This window comes from Arthrobacter sp. BG5, assembly GCF_056680155.1.
Map to the genome: position 1 here is coordinate 1,562,738 of NZ_CM155268.1, position 13,925 is coordinate 1,576,662.

At 69.6% G+C, this 13,925-nt stretch carries 15 protein-coding genes; 5 read left to right on the forward strand and 10 right to left on the reverse strand.

Annotated features, from left to right (window positions below; all coding sequences use genetic code 11):
• Positions 1–6: 6 nt before the first annotated feature.
• Positions 7–1,770, reverse strand: a complete 1,764-nt coding sequence (locus AC1MBE_RS07180; RefSeq protein ID WP_479781920.1) for a glycoside hydrolase family 15 protein — start codon at positions 1,768–1,770, stop codon at positions 7–9.
• A 104-nt stretch (positions 1,771–1,874) separates the two neighbouring features.
• Between AC1MBE_RS07180 and AC1MBE_RS07185 the strand changes: the two genes are divergently transcribed.
• Together AC1MBE_RS07185 and AC1MBE_RS07190 are read left to right on the forward strand one after the other, a co-directional pair.
• On the forward strand, positions 1,875–2,657 hold the full coding sequence (locus AC1MBE_RS07185; RefSeq protein WP_479781922.1) for a DUF72 domain-containing protein: 783 nt from the start codon (positions 1,875–1,877) through the stop codon (positions 2,655–2,657).
• A 50-nt stretch (positions 2,658–2,707) separates the two neighbouring features.
• Positions 2,708–3,790, forward strand: a complete 1,083-nt coding sequence (locus tag AC1MBE_RS07190) for an App1 family protein (protein ID WP_479781924.1) — start codon at positions 2,708–2,710, stop codon at positions 3,788–3,790.
• Here the strand turns inward: AC1MBE_RS07190 and AC1MBE_RS07195 are convergent.
• From AC1MBE_RS07195 to AC1MBE_RS07210, 4 genes are all read right to left on the reverse strand, one after another.
• A complete protein-coding gene (locus AC1MBE_RS07195; RefSeq protein WP_479781926.1) occupies positions 3,787–5,373 on the reverse strand; it encodes a GH1 family beta-glucosidase in 1,587 nt (528 codons plus the stop codon). The genes AC1MBE_RS07190 and AC1MBE_RS07195 overlap by 4 nt on opposite strands.
• 116 nt (positions 5,374–5,489) lie before the next feature.
• Complete coding sequence (locus AC1MBE_RS07200) at positions 5,490–5,879, reverse strand: hypothetical protein (RefSeq protein WP_479781928.1); 390 nt, start codon at positions 5,877–5,879, stop codon at positions 5,490–5,492.
• A 100-nt stretch (positions 5,880–5,979) separates the two neighbouring features.
• A complete protein-coding gene (locus tag AC1MBE_RS07205; protein WP_479781929.1) occupies positions 5,980–6,354 on the reverse strand; it encodes a J domain-containing protein in 375 nt (124 codons plus the stop codon).
• A 125-nt stretch (positions 6,355–6,479) separates the two neighbouring features.
• Positions 6,480–6,905, reverse strand: a complete 426-nt coding sequence (locus AC1MBE_RS07210; protein WP_479782520.1) for an Hsp20/alpha crystallin family protein — start codon at positions 6,903–6,905, stop codon at positions 6,480–6,482.
• 148 nt (positions 6,906–7,053) lie between these two features.
• Between AC1MBE_RS07210 and AC1MBE_RS07215 the strand changes: the two genes are divergently transcribed.
• A complete protein-coding gene (locus tag AC1MBE_RS07215) occupies positions 7,054–7,341 on the forward strand; it encodes a MerR family transcriptional regulator (RefSeq protein WP_479781931.1) in 288 nt (95 codons plus the stop codon).
• Positions 7,342–7,370: 29 nt separating this feature from the next.
• On the opposite strand, the gene AC1MBE_RS07220 is transcribed toward AC1MBE_RS07215, so the two are convergent.
• A complete protein-coding gene (locus AC1MBE_RS07220; RefSeq protein WP_479781933.1) occupies positions 7,371–8,150 on the reverse strand; it encodes a phosphatase PAP2 family protein in 780 nt (259 codons plus the stop codon).
• A gap of 124 nt (positions 8,151–8,274) precedes the next feature.
• On the opposite strand from AC1MBE_RS07220, the gene AC1MBE_RS07225 reads away from it, so the two are divergent.
• A complete protein-coding gene (locus AC1MBE_RS07225; RefSeq protein WP_479781935.1) occupies positions 8,275–9,372 on the forward strand; it encodes a DNA alkylation repair protein in 1,098 nt (365 codons plus the stop codon).
• 116 nt (positions 9,373–9,488) lie between these two features.
• Positions 9,489–9,698 (forward strand): hypothetical protein, encoded by a 210-nt coding sequence (locus AC1MBE_RS07230; protein WP_346957867.1) that lies wholly within the window; start codon positions 9,489–9,491, stop codon positions 9,696–9,698.
• A gap of 109 nt (positions 9,699–9,807) precedes the next feature.
• Here the strand turns inward: AC1MBE_RS07230 and manD are convergent, their stop codons facing one another.
• From manD to dgoD, 4 genes are all read right to left on the reverse strand, one after another.
• The gene (manD, locus tag AC1MBE_RS07235; RefSeq protein ID WP_479781937.1) at positions 9,808–11,037 is read right to left on the reverse strand and encodes a D-mannonate dehydratase ManD; all 1,230 of its coding nucleotides are present in this window, start codon (positions 11,035–11,037) and stop codon (positions 9,808–9,810) included.
• A gap of 70 nt (positions 11,038–11,107) precedes the next feature.
• On the reverse strand, positions 11,108–12,100 hold the full coding sequence (locus AC1MBE_RS07240; protein ID WP_479781939.1) for a sugar kinase: 993 nt from the start codon (positions 12,098–12,100) through the stop codon (positions 11,108–11,110).
• Entirely contained in the window at positions 12,097–12,771 is a 675-nt protein-coding gene (locus tag AC1MBE_RS07245; RefSeq protein WP_479781941.1) for a bifunctional 4-hydroxy-2-oxoglutarate aldolase/2-dehydro-3-deoxy-phosphogluconate aldolase, read from the reverse strand. Before AC1MBE_RS07245 ends, AC1MBE_RS07240 begins: the two co-directional genes overlap by 4 nt.
• Before the next feature lie 5 nt (positions 12,772–12,776).
• Positions 12,777–13,925 carry a galactonate dehydratase gene (gene dgoD, locus AC1MBE_RS07250; RefSeq protein WP_479781943.1) on the reverse strand — a complete coding sequence of 383 codons (1,149 nt, stop codon included), beginning with the start codon at positions 13,923–13,925 and terminating at the stop codon, positions 12,777–12,779.

Below are 13,925 nucleotides of genomic sequence, written 5' to 3' on the forward strand. Positions count from 1 at the left end.
CCGCCGTCAGTGGCCGTCCCCTTGGAGGTGGAGGGCGCTGCGCACCAGCGCGAAGTGGCTGAACGCCTGGGGTGTGTTCCCCAGCTGCCGGGCCTCCTCGACGCCCCATTCCTCGCTCAGCAGCCCGACGTCGTTGCGCAATGCGAGCAGACGTTCGAACAGCTCCCTGGCCTCGCGCCGCCGGCCCGCGCCGATCAGCGCGTCCACCAGCCAGAAGGAACACGCGAGGAAGACCCCCTCGCCGCCCGCGAGCCCGTCGTCGCTTTGCTCCTGCCGGTAGCGCAGCACGAAGCCGTCATGGGTGAGCTCCCGCTGTACAGCCTCGATGGTGCCCACCACCTTCGGATCGTCCGGCGGCAGGAACCCCACCCGCGGGATGAGCAGCAGGGCGGCGTCCAGCTCGGGACGGCCGTAGGACTGCACGAAGGTGTTGCGTTCGACGTCGAACCCGTTGGCCATAACGTCGGCGTGGATCCTGTCCCGGAGTTCTTCCCAGCGGTCCGCCGGGCCGGGCAGGCCGGCATCCCGGACACCCTTGACCATCCGGTCCGCCGCCACCCAGGCCATCACCTTGGAGTGGGTGAAATGGCGGCGCGGCCCGCGCATTTCCCAGAGGCCGTTGTCCGGCCGGTCCCACGCGGTCTCCAGGTGCTCCATCAGCGCCACCTGGACGTCCCACGAATCGTCGCCGTCCAGCAGCAGGGAGGTCCGGGTCAGGGCCAGGCAGTCCAGCACCTCGCCCCAGACATCAAGCTGCAGCTGGCCGGCCGCGCCGTTGCCGATCCGCACCGGCACCGATCCCTCGTAGCCGGCCAGCCAGTCCAGCGTCATTTCCGGAAGCCTGCGCTCGCCGTGCAGGCCGTACATGATCTGCAAGTCCGCAGGATCACCGGCCACCGCGCGCAGCAGCCAGTTCCGCCAGGCGGCGGCTTCCTCGGAGTAGCCCGAGGCAAGCAGGGCCTGCAGGGTCAGGGTCGCATCGCGGAGCCAGCAGTAGCGGTAGTCCCAGTTGCGTTCCCCGCCGATTTCCTCCGGCAGGGAGGTGGTCACGGCCGCCACGATGCCGCCGGTCGGGGCGAAGGTCAGGGCCTTGAGCGTGATCAGCGAGCGCAGCACGGCGTCGCGGTACGGGCCGGTGGCGCTGCATTTGGCCGTCCACTGGTGCCAGAACGATTCGGTGGCTTCCAGGACGGCTTCCGGATCCACCCTCCGCGGCCGGCTGAGGTGGCTGGGCGCCCAGGTCAGCACGAACGGAACGCGTTCCCCGGCCTTGACGGTGAAGTCACTGGCGGTCTGCATGTGCTCGCCGCGCAGCGGCGCGTCGGTGACCAGGTAGGCGGCGTCGGGGCCGGCGACGGCGTGGATGCCGTGCTCGTCGCGGCGGACCCAGGGGACAATGTGGCCGTAGTCGAACCGCAGGGCCAGCTCGCCGCGCATCCGGACGGTACCGCGGATTCCCACCACGATACGCACAATGTCGGCGGCGCCGTCGCGGGGCGACATGAAGTCGATGACTTTGACCGTGCCGTCCGGTGTTTCCCATTCGGTTTCCAGGACCAGGGTGTTCTTCCGGTAGCGTCGCCGGGTGCATTCGCCGCCGGCGGCCGGCGCGAGCAGCCAGCGGCCCGCTTTGGGGCTGTCCAGCAGGGCGTTGAAGCAGGCCGGCGAGTCGAAGCGGGGCAGGCACAGCCAGTCGATGGAGCCTTCGGTGCTGATCAGCGCGGCCGTGTGCAGGTCGCCGACCATTGCGTAATCCTCGATGCGTGCCATGGCTCTTACCCTGCCACAGGACCCGCGGCCGGACGAGGACCGCGGCGTGGCTTCCGCGGGCGCGTGGCTGGGCCGGGCGGCGCTGCTCCGGCTAGGATCCCAGCATGCCGAAAGAGGAATCCCGGGCGCACCACGACGGCGGCCCGCACCTCCCCGCCGGGGTGCCGCAGATCGGGACCAGCGGGTGGAGCTACGACCACTGGGAGAACGTGCTCTACCCGCCCGGGTTGCCGGCCAGGGACCGGCTGGCCACCTATGCCTCCCGTTTCACCACGGTGGAGCTGAACGCGAGCTTCTACCGCTGGCCGCGGGAGGGCTCCTTTGCAAGCTGGCAGCGCCGGCTGCCCGCGGGCTTCACCATGTCCGTCAAAGCACCCCGGGGACTGACCCACGGCAAGAAGCTTTACGGCCCGGAGGCCTGGGTGGAGCGGATCATCCGGTGCTGGCACGAGCTGGGGGACAAGCGTGCCGTGCTGCTGGCGCAGCTGCCGCCGGATTTCGCCCGCGACGACGCCCGGCTGGACTACTTTCTGGCCGCGCTGCCGGGCTGGATCCGCGTCAGCGTGGAGTTCCGCCACGCCAGCTGGGACCACCCGGCGGTGTATGAGCTGCTGGAGCGGCACGGCGCCGCCTACTGCGTCATGAGCGGGGCGCAGCTGCCCTGCATCCTGCGGGCCACCGCGCCGTTCGTCTACGTCCGGCTGCACGGGCCGGACCGGGACCACCTTTACGCCGGCTCCTATTCCGACCAGGAGCTGGGCTGGTGGGCGGACCGGATCCGCGAATGGCAGGCGGCGGGCAAGGACGTCTACGCCTATTTCAACAACGACGGCGGAGGCAACGCGGTGCGTAACGCGACCCGGCTGCGCGAACTGCTGGGCGTCTGAGCCGCGGACGCAATCGCCGGAGCACGCCGCCGCTGTGGGAGAGTGGAGGTATGGAATTGGCGTCGCAGCAATCAGCGCAGGAACCACCGCGGGAGAACAAGGTCTCGGGAAGCCAGGCCTTCCGGCTCGCCCACCTGGTCTCGGACACAGTCAACCACTTCCGCCTGAAGGCGGCCAGGCGCTGGAAGTTCGCCCCGCAAACCATCGCGTACCAGGGCTACGGTTCCACCGAGTGGGTCCGGGTCCTCGGCCGCGTGCTGCTCACCAGCAAGCCCACCCCGGGCAGCCGGGCGGCGGAGGCGGCGGAAAACGGCAACCAGAATGTCCGCGGCTGGCGCGCCTTTACGTCCGTACCGATCCAGTTCATTGAGGTGGACATCGAGATCGGCGGGATCACTACCCGCGTGCACGCTGACCGTGGCGGCCTCGTGGACACCGTGGTCCAGGTTTCGCTCACGCCCGGCTGGCATCGCGCCGTGCTGCGGGCCGAGGGCACCGAGCCTGCGGAGGCGATGATCTATGTCATCTCCCCGGACACCACCCTGGGCATCGTCTCCGACATTGACGACACGATCATGGTCACGGCACTCCCCCGGCCGTTCCTGGCCCTGTGGAACACCTTTGTGCTCAACGAACGGGCCAGGATGGCCACTCCGGGCATGGCTGTGCTGATGGACCGGCTTCTGGTGGAACACCCCGAGGCGCCGGTGATCTACCTGTCCACCGGGCCGTGGAACGCCGCCCCGACGCTGGCACGCTTCATCACCCGCAACATGTACCCCTCCGGCACTTTGCTGCTGACCGACTGGGGCCTGACCCATGACCGCTGGTTCCGCAGCGGCCAGGAGCACAAGCGGCGGAACCTGGAACTGCTGGCCAAGGAGTTCCCCAACATGCGCTGGCTCCTCTTCGGTGACAACGGTCAGCACGACGAGGCCATCTATTCGCAGTTCGCCCGGGACCACGGAGACAGGGTGGCCGCGATCGGCATCCGCCAGCTTTCCACCGGCGAGGCCGTGCTGGCCGGCGGACATTCCGAGAACGGCGACCACACCGGCTCCACGGTCCCGTGGGTCTACTCGCCCGACGGCGCCGGCATGGCCAAGCGCCTGCAGGAGCTGGAGATCCTTTAGCCGGCCGCCGTGGTCCCCGCGCCGGCTCCTGCGCCGGCTGCGGGAGTTTCGACGTCGACGCCGGCAGCTCCCGCCGCGCCCGCAGCACCGGTGCCTGCCGCCGCGTCCCCGGCGCCGGCACCTTCCGCCGCATCCGCGGCGGACCGGTTCCGGGCGGCCATCAGCTCCCGGATCCAGTAGTAGGAAGCCTTCGGCGTGCGGACCATGGTGTCCCGGTCCACGTGCAACAGGCCGAACTGCTGCTTGTAGCCGGCGGACCATTCAAAGTTGTCCAGCAGCGACCACACATAGTAGCCGCGCAGCTCGATCGACTCGGCGGCGCCGCCGGGCGAGGTCGCCTCGATGGCCGCCCCGATGTGCTCGGCGAGGTAGCGCACGCGCCGCTCATCCGGGACGATCAGCCGGCCCTCGGCGTCGTGGATCTCCAGGTCCTCGAAGCTTGCGCCGCCCTCGGTGATGTAGACCGGCGGCAGATCGGGGTAGCGTTCCGCCATTTCCGCGAGCGCAACGGCCATGTAGTCCGGCTTGATCGGCCAGCCGTAGGCGGTGATCTCGGTATCCGGGAAGCTCTGGATGTGGAACGGCGTGCCGGAGCCGTCGCCGTTCAGGTCGTTGCCCATGGCCTCCGCCATGCCCTTGGGCACGGTACCCTCGCCGGGCCCGGCGGCCACACGGGTGGGCATGTAATAGTTCAGCCCGTAGAAGTCCAGGGGCTGCGAGATCAACTCCATGTCCTCACCGGACGGGCTGAAGGAGGAGAAGAAGGTGGCGGCCCTGATGGCGTCCGGGTACTTGCCCAGCAGCACCGGATCCGCGTACAGCCGGTTCTGGGCCATGTCCATCAGGCCGGCGCTGACCTTGTCCAGCGGGTTGCCGGAGGCCGGGACCATCGGCGAATAGACGTTGGTGAGACCGATTTCGCCGGGCACGTTCGCCGCCCGCAGCGCCTGCATCGCCAGCCCATGGCCCAGCAGCTGGTGGTGGACGCTGGGCAGCGCCTTGAGCATGTGGGATTCGCCCGGGGAGTGCACGCCCAGCATGTAGCCGTTGGCACTTACCGTGGCCGGTTCGTTGATGGTGACCCAGCGGGCCACCCGGTCCCCGTACGCCGCGGCGGCGATGGCCGCGAATTCCCCCAGCCGGTAGGCGGTGTCCCGGTTCATCCAGCCGCCGGCCTCGTCCAGCTCCAGCGGGGTGTCCCAGTGGTACAGCGTGGCCATCGGCGTGATCCCGTTGGCCAGCAGCAGGTCGATCAGCCGGTCGTAGAAATCCAGTCCCTTGGGATTGACCGGGCCGCTGCCGCCGGGCTGGATCCGCGGCCAGGACAGCGAGAACCGGTACGAATCAATCCCCAGTTCCTTCATCAGAGCCACGTCTTCGGGCATCCGATGGTAGTGGTCGCAGGCGATTGCGGGGCTGTGGTCGTTGACGATCGAGCCCGGGGTGGCCGCAAAGACGTCCCAGCCCGAGGGTCCCCGCCCGTCCTCGTCCAGCGCCCCCTCGATCTGGAAGGCGGCGGTTGCCACGCCCATGGTGAATCCGGGCGGCAGCAGGGCGGCCAGATCGTGGGCGGAAGCATTCATTGGCGGATCCCCTATGCAGTTGCGCTGGTGGTTGATTGATTTTAGGCCCCGGCGGGGGCCCGCGCCACATCCGGCGCGGCTGTCCCCCGCCGGCGCGCCCCCTTACTCAGTCTTGCTCAGTAGCTGCTGGCCTCCGGCCCGAAGAGGAACTCCTTGGCATGCGCGACGGCCTTCTTGAACGCGTCGTTCCGCAGGCTCAGCAGCTGTTCCGCGTCGTCCGCCGCGGGCTCAAGGTAGCCGGTGAACCCGGGCCGGAGCACCCAGATGTCCCCGGCGGGCGGCAAATAGAACACCCCGAACGAGCGGTGCTGGCTGTCCTCGGCGGCCCAGATGGGCACCACCGCCAGGGCCGCGCCGGTGTCCACGTTGATCCATTGCGCACGCGGCATGGGCAGTTCATGGGCCTCCGGGTCCAGGAACGGTGCCGTGCCCTCGCCCCAGCGCTCCTCGAAGCGTTCATGGAAGGCCGGGATGAGGTGCGAGTCGTAACGCCGCCATGCGCTCATGGCTGTACTCCTTCTTCTTGGGTTCCTGCCTGTTGCGACTTCCTGCCTGCCGCTTCTTCCTGCCTACGGCCGGCACGCGGCACGGCACCGGGTGCCCGCGTCACTCCGGGCCCCGCTCCCACCGCACCGGGGTCACGCGCAGCACCGGCTGCCCGCTTCGGTGGTGCCGCACCGGAATGTCCCGGCCGACGGCGGACGTGCCGCCGGCGTCTGCCGCCCGGCCCGGCCGGGCCGGCCGTGCCGCAGTACCCGCCGCGGCGTCGTAGGCGGCCCGCGCGTCCGGATTCCGCAGCACCGCGAATGACTCGAGGATGCGGCGCACCTCCTCCCCGCTGTCGGCCCCCGCACCGGCGGACGCTTCGACGTCGGGATGGCGGCGGCGCATCAGGGCGCGGAAGGAGCGTTGGATCTCCGCCGGGGTCGCATCCGGCGCGACGTGCAACGCGGCGTAGAAGCCGCGCGGGTCGCGGTTCATCGGCTCACCTCCTGGCCGGCCGGGCGGGGCGCGGGCTGATCAGGCGGGGATCCGCCGGCCGCGCCTTCCGGCGATCCCGGATCCCCGTATTCATCAGCGTCCGGAGACCCCCGCCGCCGGCGCCGTTACTTCCCGATCTCCTGCATCTTGTCCTGCGTGTGCGTGATTTCAATCTTCCGCGGCTTGGCCTGCTCCAACACCGGGATCCGGAGGGTCAGGACGCCGTCGGCGTAGCTCGCCTTGACCTTGTCGGTGTCCAGCGTGTCGCCCAGGATCAGTTGGCGGCTGAAGACTCCGCGCGGCCGCTCCGAGGCGATCAACTCAACGTTGGGCTGCGCCGGTTCGCGCCGTTCGGCCCTGACGGTCAGGACGTTGCGCTCGATGTCGAGATCCACCGAGTCAACATTGACGCCGGGAAGGTCGAACGCGACGACGAACTCGCCGTCTTCCTGCCACGCATCCATCGGCATGGCGGCTGGCCGCGCCGCCGTTCCGAAGACTTGCTGGGTCAGCCGGTCCAGTTCACGGAACGGGTCCGTACGCATCAACATCATTTCCCACTCCTTCATACGAGAGTCTTGAATTTTCCTGCCTATCCGGCACACCAACTATCTGTGGTGGCGGATATAGATTTTTTATAGCACCAGTGCCAAACTGATGCAACAGGAAATTCTTCGACCATATGAAGGGACGTGCGCCGTGGCGGAACGTGAAGCCGACGTCGGGGTTTACGCGATCTCCGTGGTCGCACAGCTGGTCGGGACCGGGCCGCAGAACATCCGGCTGTACGAGCGCAGGGGCCTGCTGACGCCGGACCGCACGGCGGGCGGAACGCGGCAGTACAGCGAGACGGATCTGGCGGTGCTGCGCCGGATCAGCGAACTCCTGGACGCAGGCCTGAACCTCGCCGGCGTCGCCAAGGTGCTGGAACTGGAAGCGGTTAATGCCAAGCTCCAGGCGGAGCTTAAACGACGCGGGGCGCGCTGACCGGCAGCGCGCCCCGCGTTCGCCGCCGCTTACTCCGCGCCGGTCTCCTGCTTGGAGAGCTCCCCGGTGATCCGCTCCCCCGGGATCCTGGCGGTCCGCCAGGTGTCCAGCAGGATTACGGCGCCCAGGATCACGAACGAGATGGACAGCGAAGCGAGGGCGTCGGTGGTCCAGTGGTAGCCCAGGTAAAGCCGGCTGAGGGCGGCAAAGAAGATTCCGATGCCGGCCACGGTGAAGCCCGCGACGGCGGCTTTCGGGTTCTTGCGGCGGGAAAAGACCAGGAACGTGGTGACCAGCAGGAAGTCACAGGCGCCCAGGACGTGGCCGGAGGGGAAGGAGAACGTGGAGTCCGCCCCGAAGAGCATGAGGTCCACCGGCGGGCGCTGCCGGCCGACCGTCCGTCCGATGATCTGGGCCAGGATCACTCCGGTCAGCATGGCGCCGCCAAGCACCATCGGCCGCCAGGCGTGCTTGGCCAGCAGCCCCCAGGCGACGGTGAACACCAGGATGATGATCGGCAGACCGATGGGGCCGAAGACAATGGCCAGGAGGATCATGATGGTCGTGGCCGGCTCCCCGCGCAACGCTACGAGCCCGGTGCGCACCGGCTCGTCAACGGCGGTGATACCGCCGTGCTGCAGCACGCTGACCAGGATGGTGGTGAACGCCACGACGCCGATGACCATAAGCCCGACGGCGATCCGGTACAGGTTCCGCCGCGCATCCACGCTCATGTAGCGCTCCTCCACCACGAACTTGTCGTGGAAGACCTGCCACCAGCCGGAGTTCCCGGTTTTCTGCTCTGCCATTCCCGTAGCCGCCTCTGCGCCGTGTGTGGACATTCCCACCGTGAAGAATATCCCGGTTCCGGCGCTGCGGGCGCGTCGGACCGGCAGCAGGTCCTGCGCCCCTTCCCGCCGGTAGCCTGAAGCCATGGGTGTCATGAACGAACTGATCAACCCCGGAGTGGTCGGGTCGCTGGAACGGATCCTTGCCGCCGCTTCCCCCGGCCGCCGTTTCCCGCAGCTGGCCGGCACTGCCGGACAGTTGGACGGACTGAGCCTGCGCGAACGCACCGACCTGCTCAGCGCCGCCATGCTTACTGACCTGCCCGGCGACTACCCTGCGGCGGCGGCGGTCTTCCGCCGGGCGCTGAAGGACCCGGACTTCACCGGCTGGATGATCTGGCCGGTCAGCGAGTCGGCGGCCACCCTCGTCCTTGCCCGGAGGGCTCCCGCTGATTTCGAGGACTGCCTGTCGCTGCTGGCCGAGCTGACTCCTCGGCTCACGGGAGAGTTCGCCATCCGGCGGCTCCTGGACGCGGACCTGGACCGGGCCCTGGCGGCCATCCAGCGCTGGACCACCCACCCCGACTGGCAGGTCCGGCGGCTGGCCAGCGAGGGTACCCGCGCGTACCTGCCGTGGGCCATCCGTGTTCCCGGGCTCACGGCCCGGCCGGCGGCAACCCTGCCGATCCTGGACGCCCTGTACCGCGACCCGGTCGAGGACGTTCGGCGATCGGTGGCCAACCACCTGAACGACCTGGCCCGGCATGCCCCGGACGAAGTGGTCGCCACCGCAGCGCGCTGGCTGGCTGAGCCGGACGCGAACACCGCCAGGGTGGTCCGCCACGGCCTGCGGACCTTGGTCAAGAAGGCCCACCCCGGCGCGCTTGAGCTGCTTGGGTTCGCGCCGGCGTCGCTCGCCGTGACGCCGCCCCGGCTTGACCGCACCGTCGTCGAACTGCCGGGGGCCCTGGGCTTCGATTTCGACGTCGCCAATACCGGCCCGGCCGAGGCCCGCATCGCCGTCGACTACGTGGTGCACTACGCCAAGGCCAACGGCGTCCTCGCGGACAAAGTGTTCAAGCTCGGCACCGCCGTCCTCGGGCCGGGTGAATCCAGGACATTTTCGAAGCGCCATGCCTTCCGCCAGATGACCACCCGGGTCCACCACCCCGGCGATCACGCGCTGCAGCCGCAGATCAACGGGGTGCGTTATCCGGCGGCCGGTTTCACGGTGCTGACTTAAGGTACGGAAGCGGCCGACCGCGCGCCCGCGTGGTGATTTGACTCACATTTAAATCAGACGTTATCCTCGCTTCAGCCGTTGACGCCGCGGCAACCACCTCCAGGAAAGACAGTGCGATGACGACAGCCAGCGAATGCATCGAGATCCAGGTCGACAACCGCCAACTCTTGGACGACCGGCTCAACGACGCCGTCCAGGGGCTGCAGCGGCTCGCCATGCTCACCGGCACCCATGGCATCCTGCTGACCCGGCACAAGCCGGGGCACTACACGGCGGCGCTTTCGGACCAGGTCCCCTTCGGGATGACCCGGGAAGTCGTCCGCTAGGCCGCAGGCGCGGCAGGCCGGGGACGACGCGCCCCGGCCGCCAACAGACCAGGTCCCGGGCGGCTGAGCTGCGACTCGCCGCCCGGGACCTTTTTGGTTCAGCCGCCGCTCACCAGTCGTGGACGGTGCCGTCGACGAGGCGGTTGTAGGGCAGGTAGGCCTGCTGGTACGGGTAGGCCGCGGCGGCCTCCTCGTTGAACTCGACGCCGATCCCGGGCGTCTCCCCCGGGTGCAGGTAGCCGTCCACGAACGTCATGGACTGCTCGAACACCTCGTTGGTCGCATCCGAGTGCTGCATGTACTCTTGGATCCCGTAGTTGTGGATCGCCAGGCCCACGTGCAGCTGCGCGGCGAACCCGACCGGGGAGATGTCCGTGGGGCCGTGGAAGCCGGACTTGATTTGGTACTGCGCGGCGAAGTCCATAACCTTCTTCAGCGGCGAGATCCCGCCGAAGTGCGTGGACGCGGCCCGGACGTAGTCGATCAGCTGTTCCTTGATGATGGTCTGGTAGTCGTACACGGTGTTGAAGATTTCACCGATGGCCAGCGGGGTGGTGGTGTGCTGGCGGACCAGGCGCAGCGCCTCCTGGTTCTCCGCCGGGGTGCAGTCCTCCAGCCAGAACAGGTCGTACGGCTCCAGGGCTTTGCCCAGCTTCGCGGCCTGGATCGGCGTCATCCGGTGGTGCCCGTCGTGCAGCAGCGGGATTTCCGGACCGAACTCGTTCCGGACCGCTTCGAACACCGTCGGCAGATGCCGCAGGTAGGCCCGGGTGTCCCAGTCCTCCTCCAGCGGGAACGCGCCGCGCCCGGCCGGTTCGTAGTCGTACCGCTCGCCCGAGGCCTGCGCCTGCGCCGCGACCCCGTACACGGCCTTGATCCCGGGCACCGCGGTCTGGATCCGGATCGACTTGTACCCGAGTTCCAGGTGCTCCCGGACCGAGTCGAAGAGCGACTCCAGGTCCGAGCCGGACGCGTGCCCGTACGCGCGCAGCCCGTTCCGGGACGCCCCGCCCAGCAGCTGGTAGACCGGCATGCCGGCCAGCTTGCCCTTGATATCCCAGAGCGCCATGTCCACCGCGGCGATCGCCGCCATCGTGACCGGGCCGCGGCGCCAGTACGAGGACCGGTAAAGGAACTGCCAGGTGTCCTCGATCCGGTGCGGGTCCTTGCCGATCAGCAGCTGCGCGACGTGTTCCTTCAAATACGCCGCGACGGCCAGTTCACGGCCGTTGAGGGTCGCGTCGCCGATCCCGGTCACCCCGTCCTCGGTGGTGATCCGCAGCGTCACGAAATTGCGGGAGGGGCTGGTGACAAAAACTTCGGCGGCAATGATTTTCACGGTCTGGTCCAGGCTTTCGGTGTCGGTCGGGAGGATATCCGGGGAAGGGGCCCGGGAAGTGCAGGGTGTCTTAGCGCTGGGTGCTGCCGTCCGGGGCAGCGCCCAGCAGCGCGAGTTCGGCGGCGCTGGGCAGGCCGTCGCAGTCACCGGCGGTGCTGACCGCGAAGGCGCCGGCGAGCGTGCCTCGCTTGAGCCGGGCGGCGACGTCGCCGCCATCGAGCAGGGCGGAGAGGTAGCCGGCGGTGAAGGCATCTCCGGCCCCCACGGTGTCGATGCTGGTCACCGGGACGGCGGGCGCTTCCCAGTGCCCGGCGGCGGTGTGGACCCCGGCGCCGGCGGCGCCGCGCTTGACCACCACCTCGCGGATGCCGCGGTCCAGCAGCTCGGCGGCCATGGCCAGTTCGGCGGCCTCCGGGCCGCCGGGGCTGCTGCCCACCGCGCCGCCGCCAAAGGCTCCCCCGTCGGCGACGAGTCCGAGTTCGTCGTCGGAGGCCACCAGGACACTGGCGTGCCGGGCGAGCGGGGTGAGGACGGCGCGGGCCTCGTCGCGGGACCACAGTTTGCTGCGGTAGTTGACGTCGAGCGAAACCACCAGGCCCTCGGCGGCACCGCGGGCGGCCGCGTACTCGACCGCACGCCGGGCCTCCGGGCCGAGGGCAGCGGTGATGCCGGTCAGGTGCAGGACACGGGGACCGGCCGCGAAGGCCCGGTCCACGTCCTCGCGGCTGATCGTGGAGCCGGCGGAACCGGCACGGTAATAGTAGGCCCGGCTGATGTCCGCGGTGCGCCGCTCGAGGAACATCACCCCGGTGGGCCGGGCGGCATCCACCCGGTGCTGCACCGCGATGCCCTCGCTGCGCAGCTGCCGCAGGATGAATTCACCGTGCGGGTCCGCGCCGATGACGCCGGCCCAGGCGACGCTGTGGCCCAGCCGGGCGACGCCGACGGCGACGTTGGACTCCGCCCCGGCCACATGCATGCCCAGGTTGCCGCCGGCGGACAGCGGCCCCGCCGACCGCAGCGAGACCATCGATTCACCCAGAGTGAGCAGGTCGACGGTCACCGCGCAGGCTCCGCGGCCGTCCGGCGGTCATAACCGGACGCCAGGCCGACGAAGGCGCGGGCCCGCTCGCGCATCGGGTCGAGGTTCCCGCCCGAGCCGGCGTCGCCGAACAGCGGGCCGCCGAGTCCGACGGCGATTGCGCCGGCGTCCCAGTACCCGGCGGCCTCGCCCAGCCCGACGCCGCCCACGGCGATGAACGGGATGCCGGGGAAGGGGTCGCGGAGCGCCTTCAGGTAGCCGGGACCGCCGATGGAGGCGGGGAAAAGCTTCACCGCGGTGGCCCCGCGGTTCATCGCCTCGTAGGCCTCGCTGGGGGTCAGCGCCCCGGCGAGGACGGGGATCCCGAGGCGGGCGGACTCATCGATGGAGGTTGCCAGCGAGGGCGTCACCATGAACTGGCCGCCGGCGTCGGCGACGTCGTCGACATCCGCGGCGGTGAGCACGGTGCCGGCCCCGACGAAGCAGCCGGCGGGTGCCGCGGCGCGAACCGAGCGGATGGCCGCCAGTGCGTCCGGGGTGGTGAGGGCGATTTCGACGTAGCGGAAGCCTTCCTCCATGGCGGCGAGGGCGGCCCGGGCGGCGGCCCCGCCGTCGGTGCCGCGCACGATCGCCACGAGGCGGGTCTCGCGGATGCCGGCCAGCAGGTCTCCGGGGGTCAGGGAGGGGGTCATGTCATTCACCATTCTGCGAAGGCGCCGTCGGGGTGGCGCCAGACCGGGCCGCGCCAGGCGTGGCCGCGCTTGTCCGCGGCACGGACCACGGCTTCGTCGATCTCGATGCCGAGGCCAGGCCCGGTCAGCCGTTCAATGTGGCCGTCCACGAACTTCAGCGGCGACTTGTCCACCACATAGTCCAGGACTTCGGCGCCCTGGTTGTAGTGGATGCCGATGCTTTGTTCCTGGATCAGGAAGTTGGGCGTCGCAAAGCCCACCTGCAGGCAGGCGGCGAGCGCCAGCGGACCCAGCGGGCAGTGCGGGGCGAGCTGGACCTCGTAGATTTCGGCGAGCGAGGCGATCTTGCGGACCTCGGTGATGCCGCCGGCGTGCGAGAGGTCCGGCTGGGCCACGGCGATGCCGGCCTGCAGCGCCGGCAGGAATTCCTGCCGGCTGTAGAGCCGCTCGCCGGTGGAGACCGGCGTCGTGGTGGAGGAGGTGAACTCCCGGAGCAGGTGGGTGTTTTCCGGAACCACGGGTTCTTCGAGGAAGAACGGCCGGTACGGCTCCAGCAGCGGCGCCACGCGCCGGGCGTTGGCCAGGCTGAAACGGCCGTGGAAGTCGACGGCGACGTCGCGGTAGTCCCCGAGCACCTCGCGGGCGGCGGCGACCCGGCGGACGACGCCGTCGAGCTCCGCCACCGAGGCGATGGGGCTCATCCGGCCGCTGGCGTTCATCTTCACCGCGGTGAGTCCGACCTCCAGCTGCGCGCTGATCTGGTCAGCCACCTCGTTGGGCTCGTCCCCGCCCACCCAGCCGTACATCCGGATCCGGTCCCGGACGTGGCCGCCCAGAAGCTGGTGCACGGGGGTGTTGAAGTGCTTGCCCGCGATGTCCCACAGGGCCTGGTCCAGGCCGGAGACGGCGCTGGCGAGGATGGGCCCGCCGCGGTAGAAGGAGCCCTTGGTCATGACCTGCCAGTGGTCCTCGATCCGGAGTGCGTCGTTGCCGAGCAGCAGCTCGGAGAGCTGGTCGACGGCGGTGCGCACCGTTTCGCTGCGGCCCTCGCAGCTGGCCTCGCCCCAGCCGACAATCCCGCTGTCGGTTTCGATCCGGACGAAGAGCCAGCGCGGCGCGACGAGGAAGGTTTCAATCCTGCTGATGCGTGTCAT

Excerpts from the sequence above, each read along its gene's own strand:
- AC1MBE_RS07180 (WP_479781920.1), bottom strand. The coding sequence starts at position 1,770 with ATGGCACGCATCGAGGATTACGCAATGGTCGGCGACCTGCACACGGCC.
- AC1MBE_RS07185 (WP_479781922.1), top strand. The coding sequence starts at position 1,875 with ATGCCGAAAGAGGAATCCCGGGCGCACCACGACGGCGGCCCGCACCTC.
- AC1MBE_RS07190 (WP_479781924.1), top strand. The coding sequence starts at position 2,708 with ATGGAATTGGCGTCGCAGCAATCAGCGCAGGAACCACCGCGGGAGAAC.
- AC1MBE_RS07195 (WP_479781926.1), bottom strand. The coding sequence starts at position 5,373 with ATGAATGCTTCCGCCCACGATCTGGCCGCCCTGCTGCCGCCCGGATTC.
- AC1MBE_RS07200 (WP_479781928.1), bottom strand. The coding sequence starts at position 5,879 with ATGAGCGCATGGCGGCGTTACGACTCGCACCTCATCCCGGCCTTCCAT.
- AC1MBE_RS07205 (WP_479781929.1), bottom strand. The coding sequence starts at position 6,354 with ATGAACCGCGACCCGCGCGGCTTCTACGCCGCGTTGCACGTCGCGCCG.
- AC1MBE_RS07210 (WP_479782520.1), bottom strand. The coding sequence starts at position 6,905 with ATGTTGATGCGTACGGACCCGTTCCGTGAACTGGACCGGCTGACCCAG.
- AC1MBE_RS07220 (WP_479781933.1), bottom strand. The coding sequence starts at position 8,150 with ATGGCAGAGCAGAAAACCGGGAACTCCGGCTGGTGGCAGGTCTTCCAC.
- AC1MBE_RS07225 (WP_479781935.1), top strand. The coding sequence starts at position 8,275 with ATGGGTGTCATGAACGAACTGATCAACCCCGGAGTGGTCGGGTCGCTG.
- AC1MBE_RS07230 (WP_346957867.1), top strand. The coding sequence starts at position 9,489 with ATGACGACAGCCAGCGAATGCATCGAGATCCAGGTCGACAACCGCCAA.
- AC1MBE_RS07245 (WP_479781941.1), bottom strand. The coding sequence starts at position 12,771 with ATGACCCCCTCCCTGACCCCCGGAGACCTGCTGGCCGGCATCCGCGAG.
- dgoD (WP_479781943.1), bottom strand. The coding sequence starts at position 13,925 with ATGACACGCATCAGCAGGATTGAAACCTTCCTCGTCGCGCCGCGCTGG.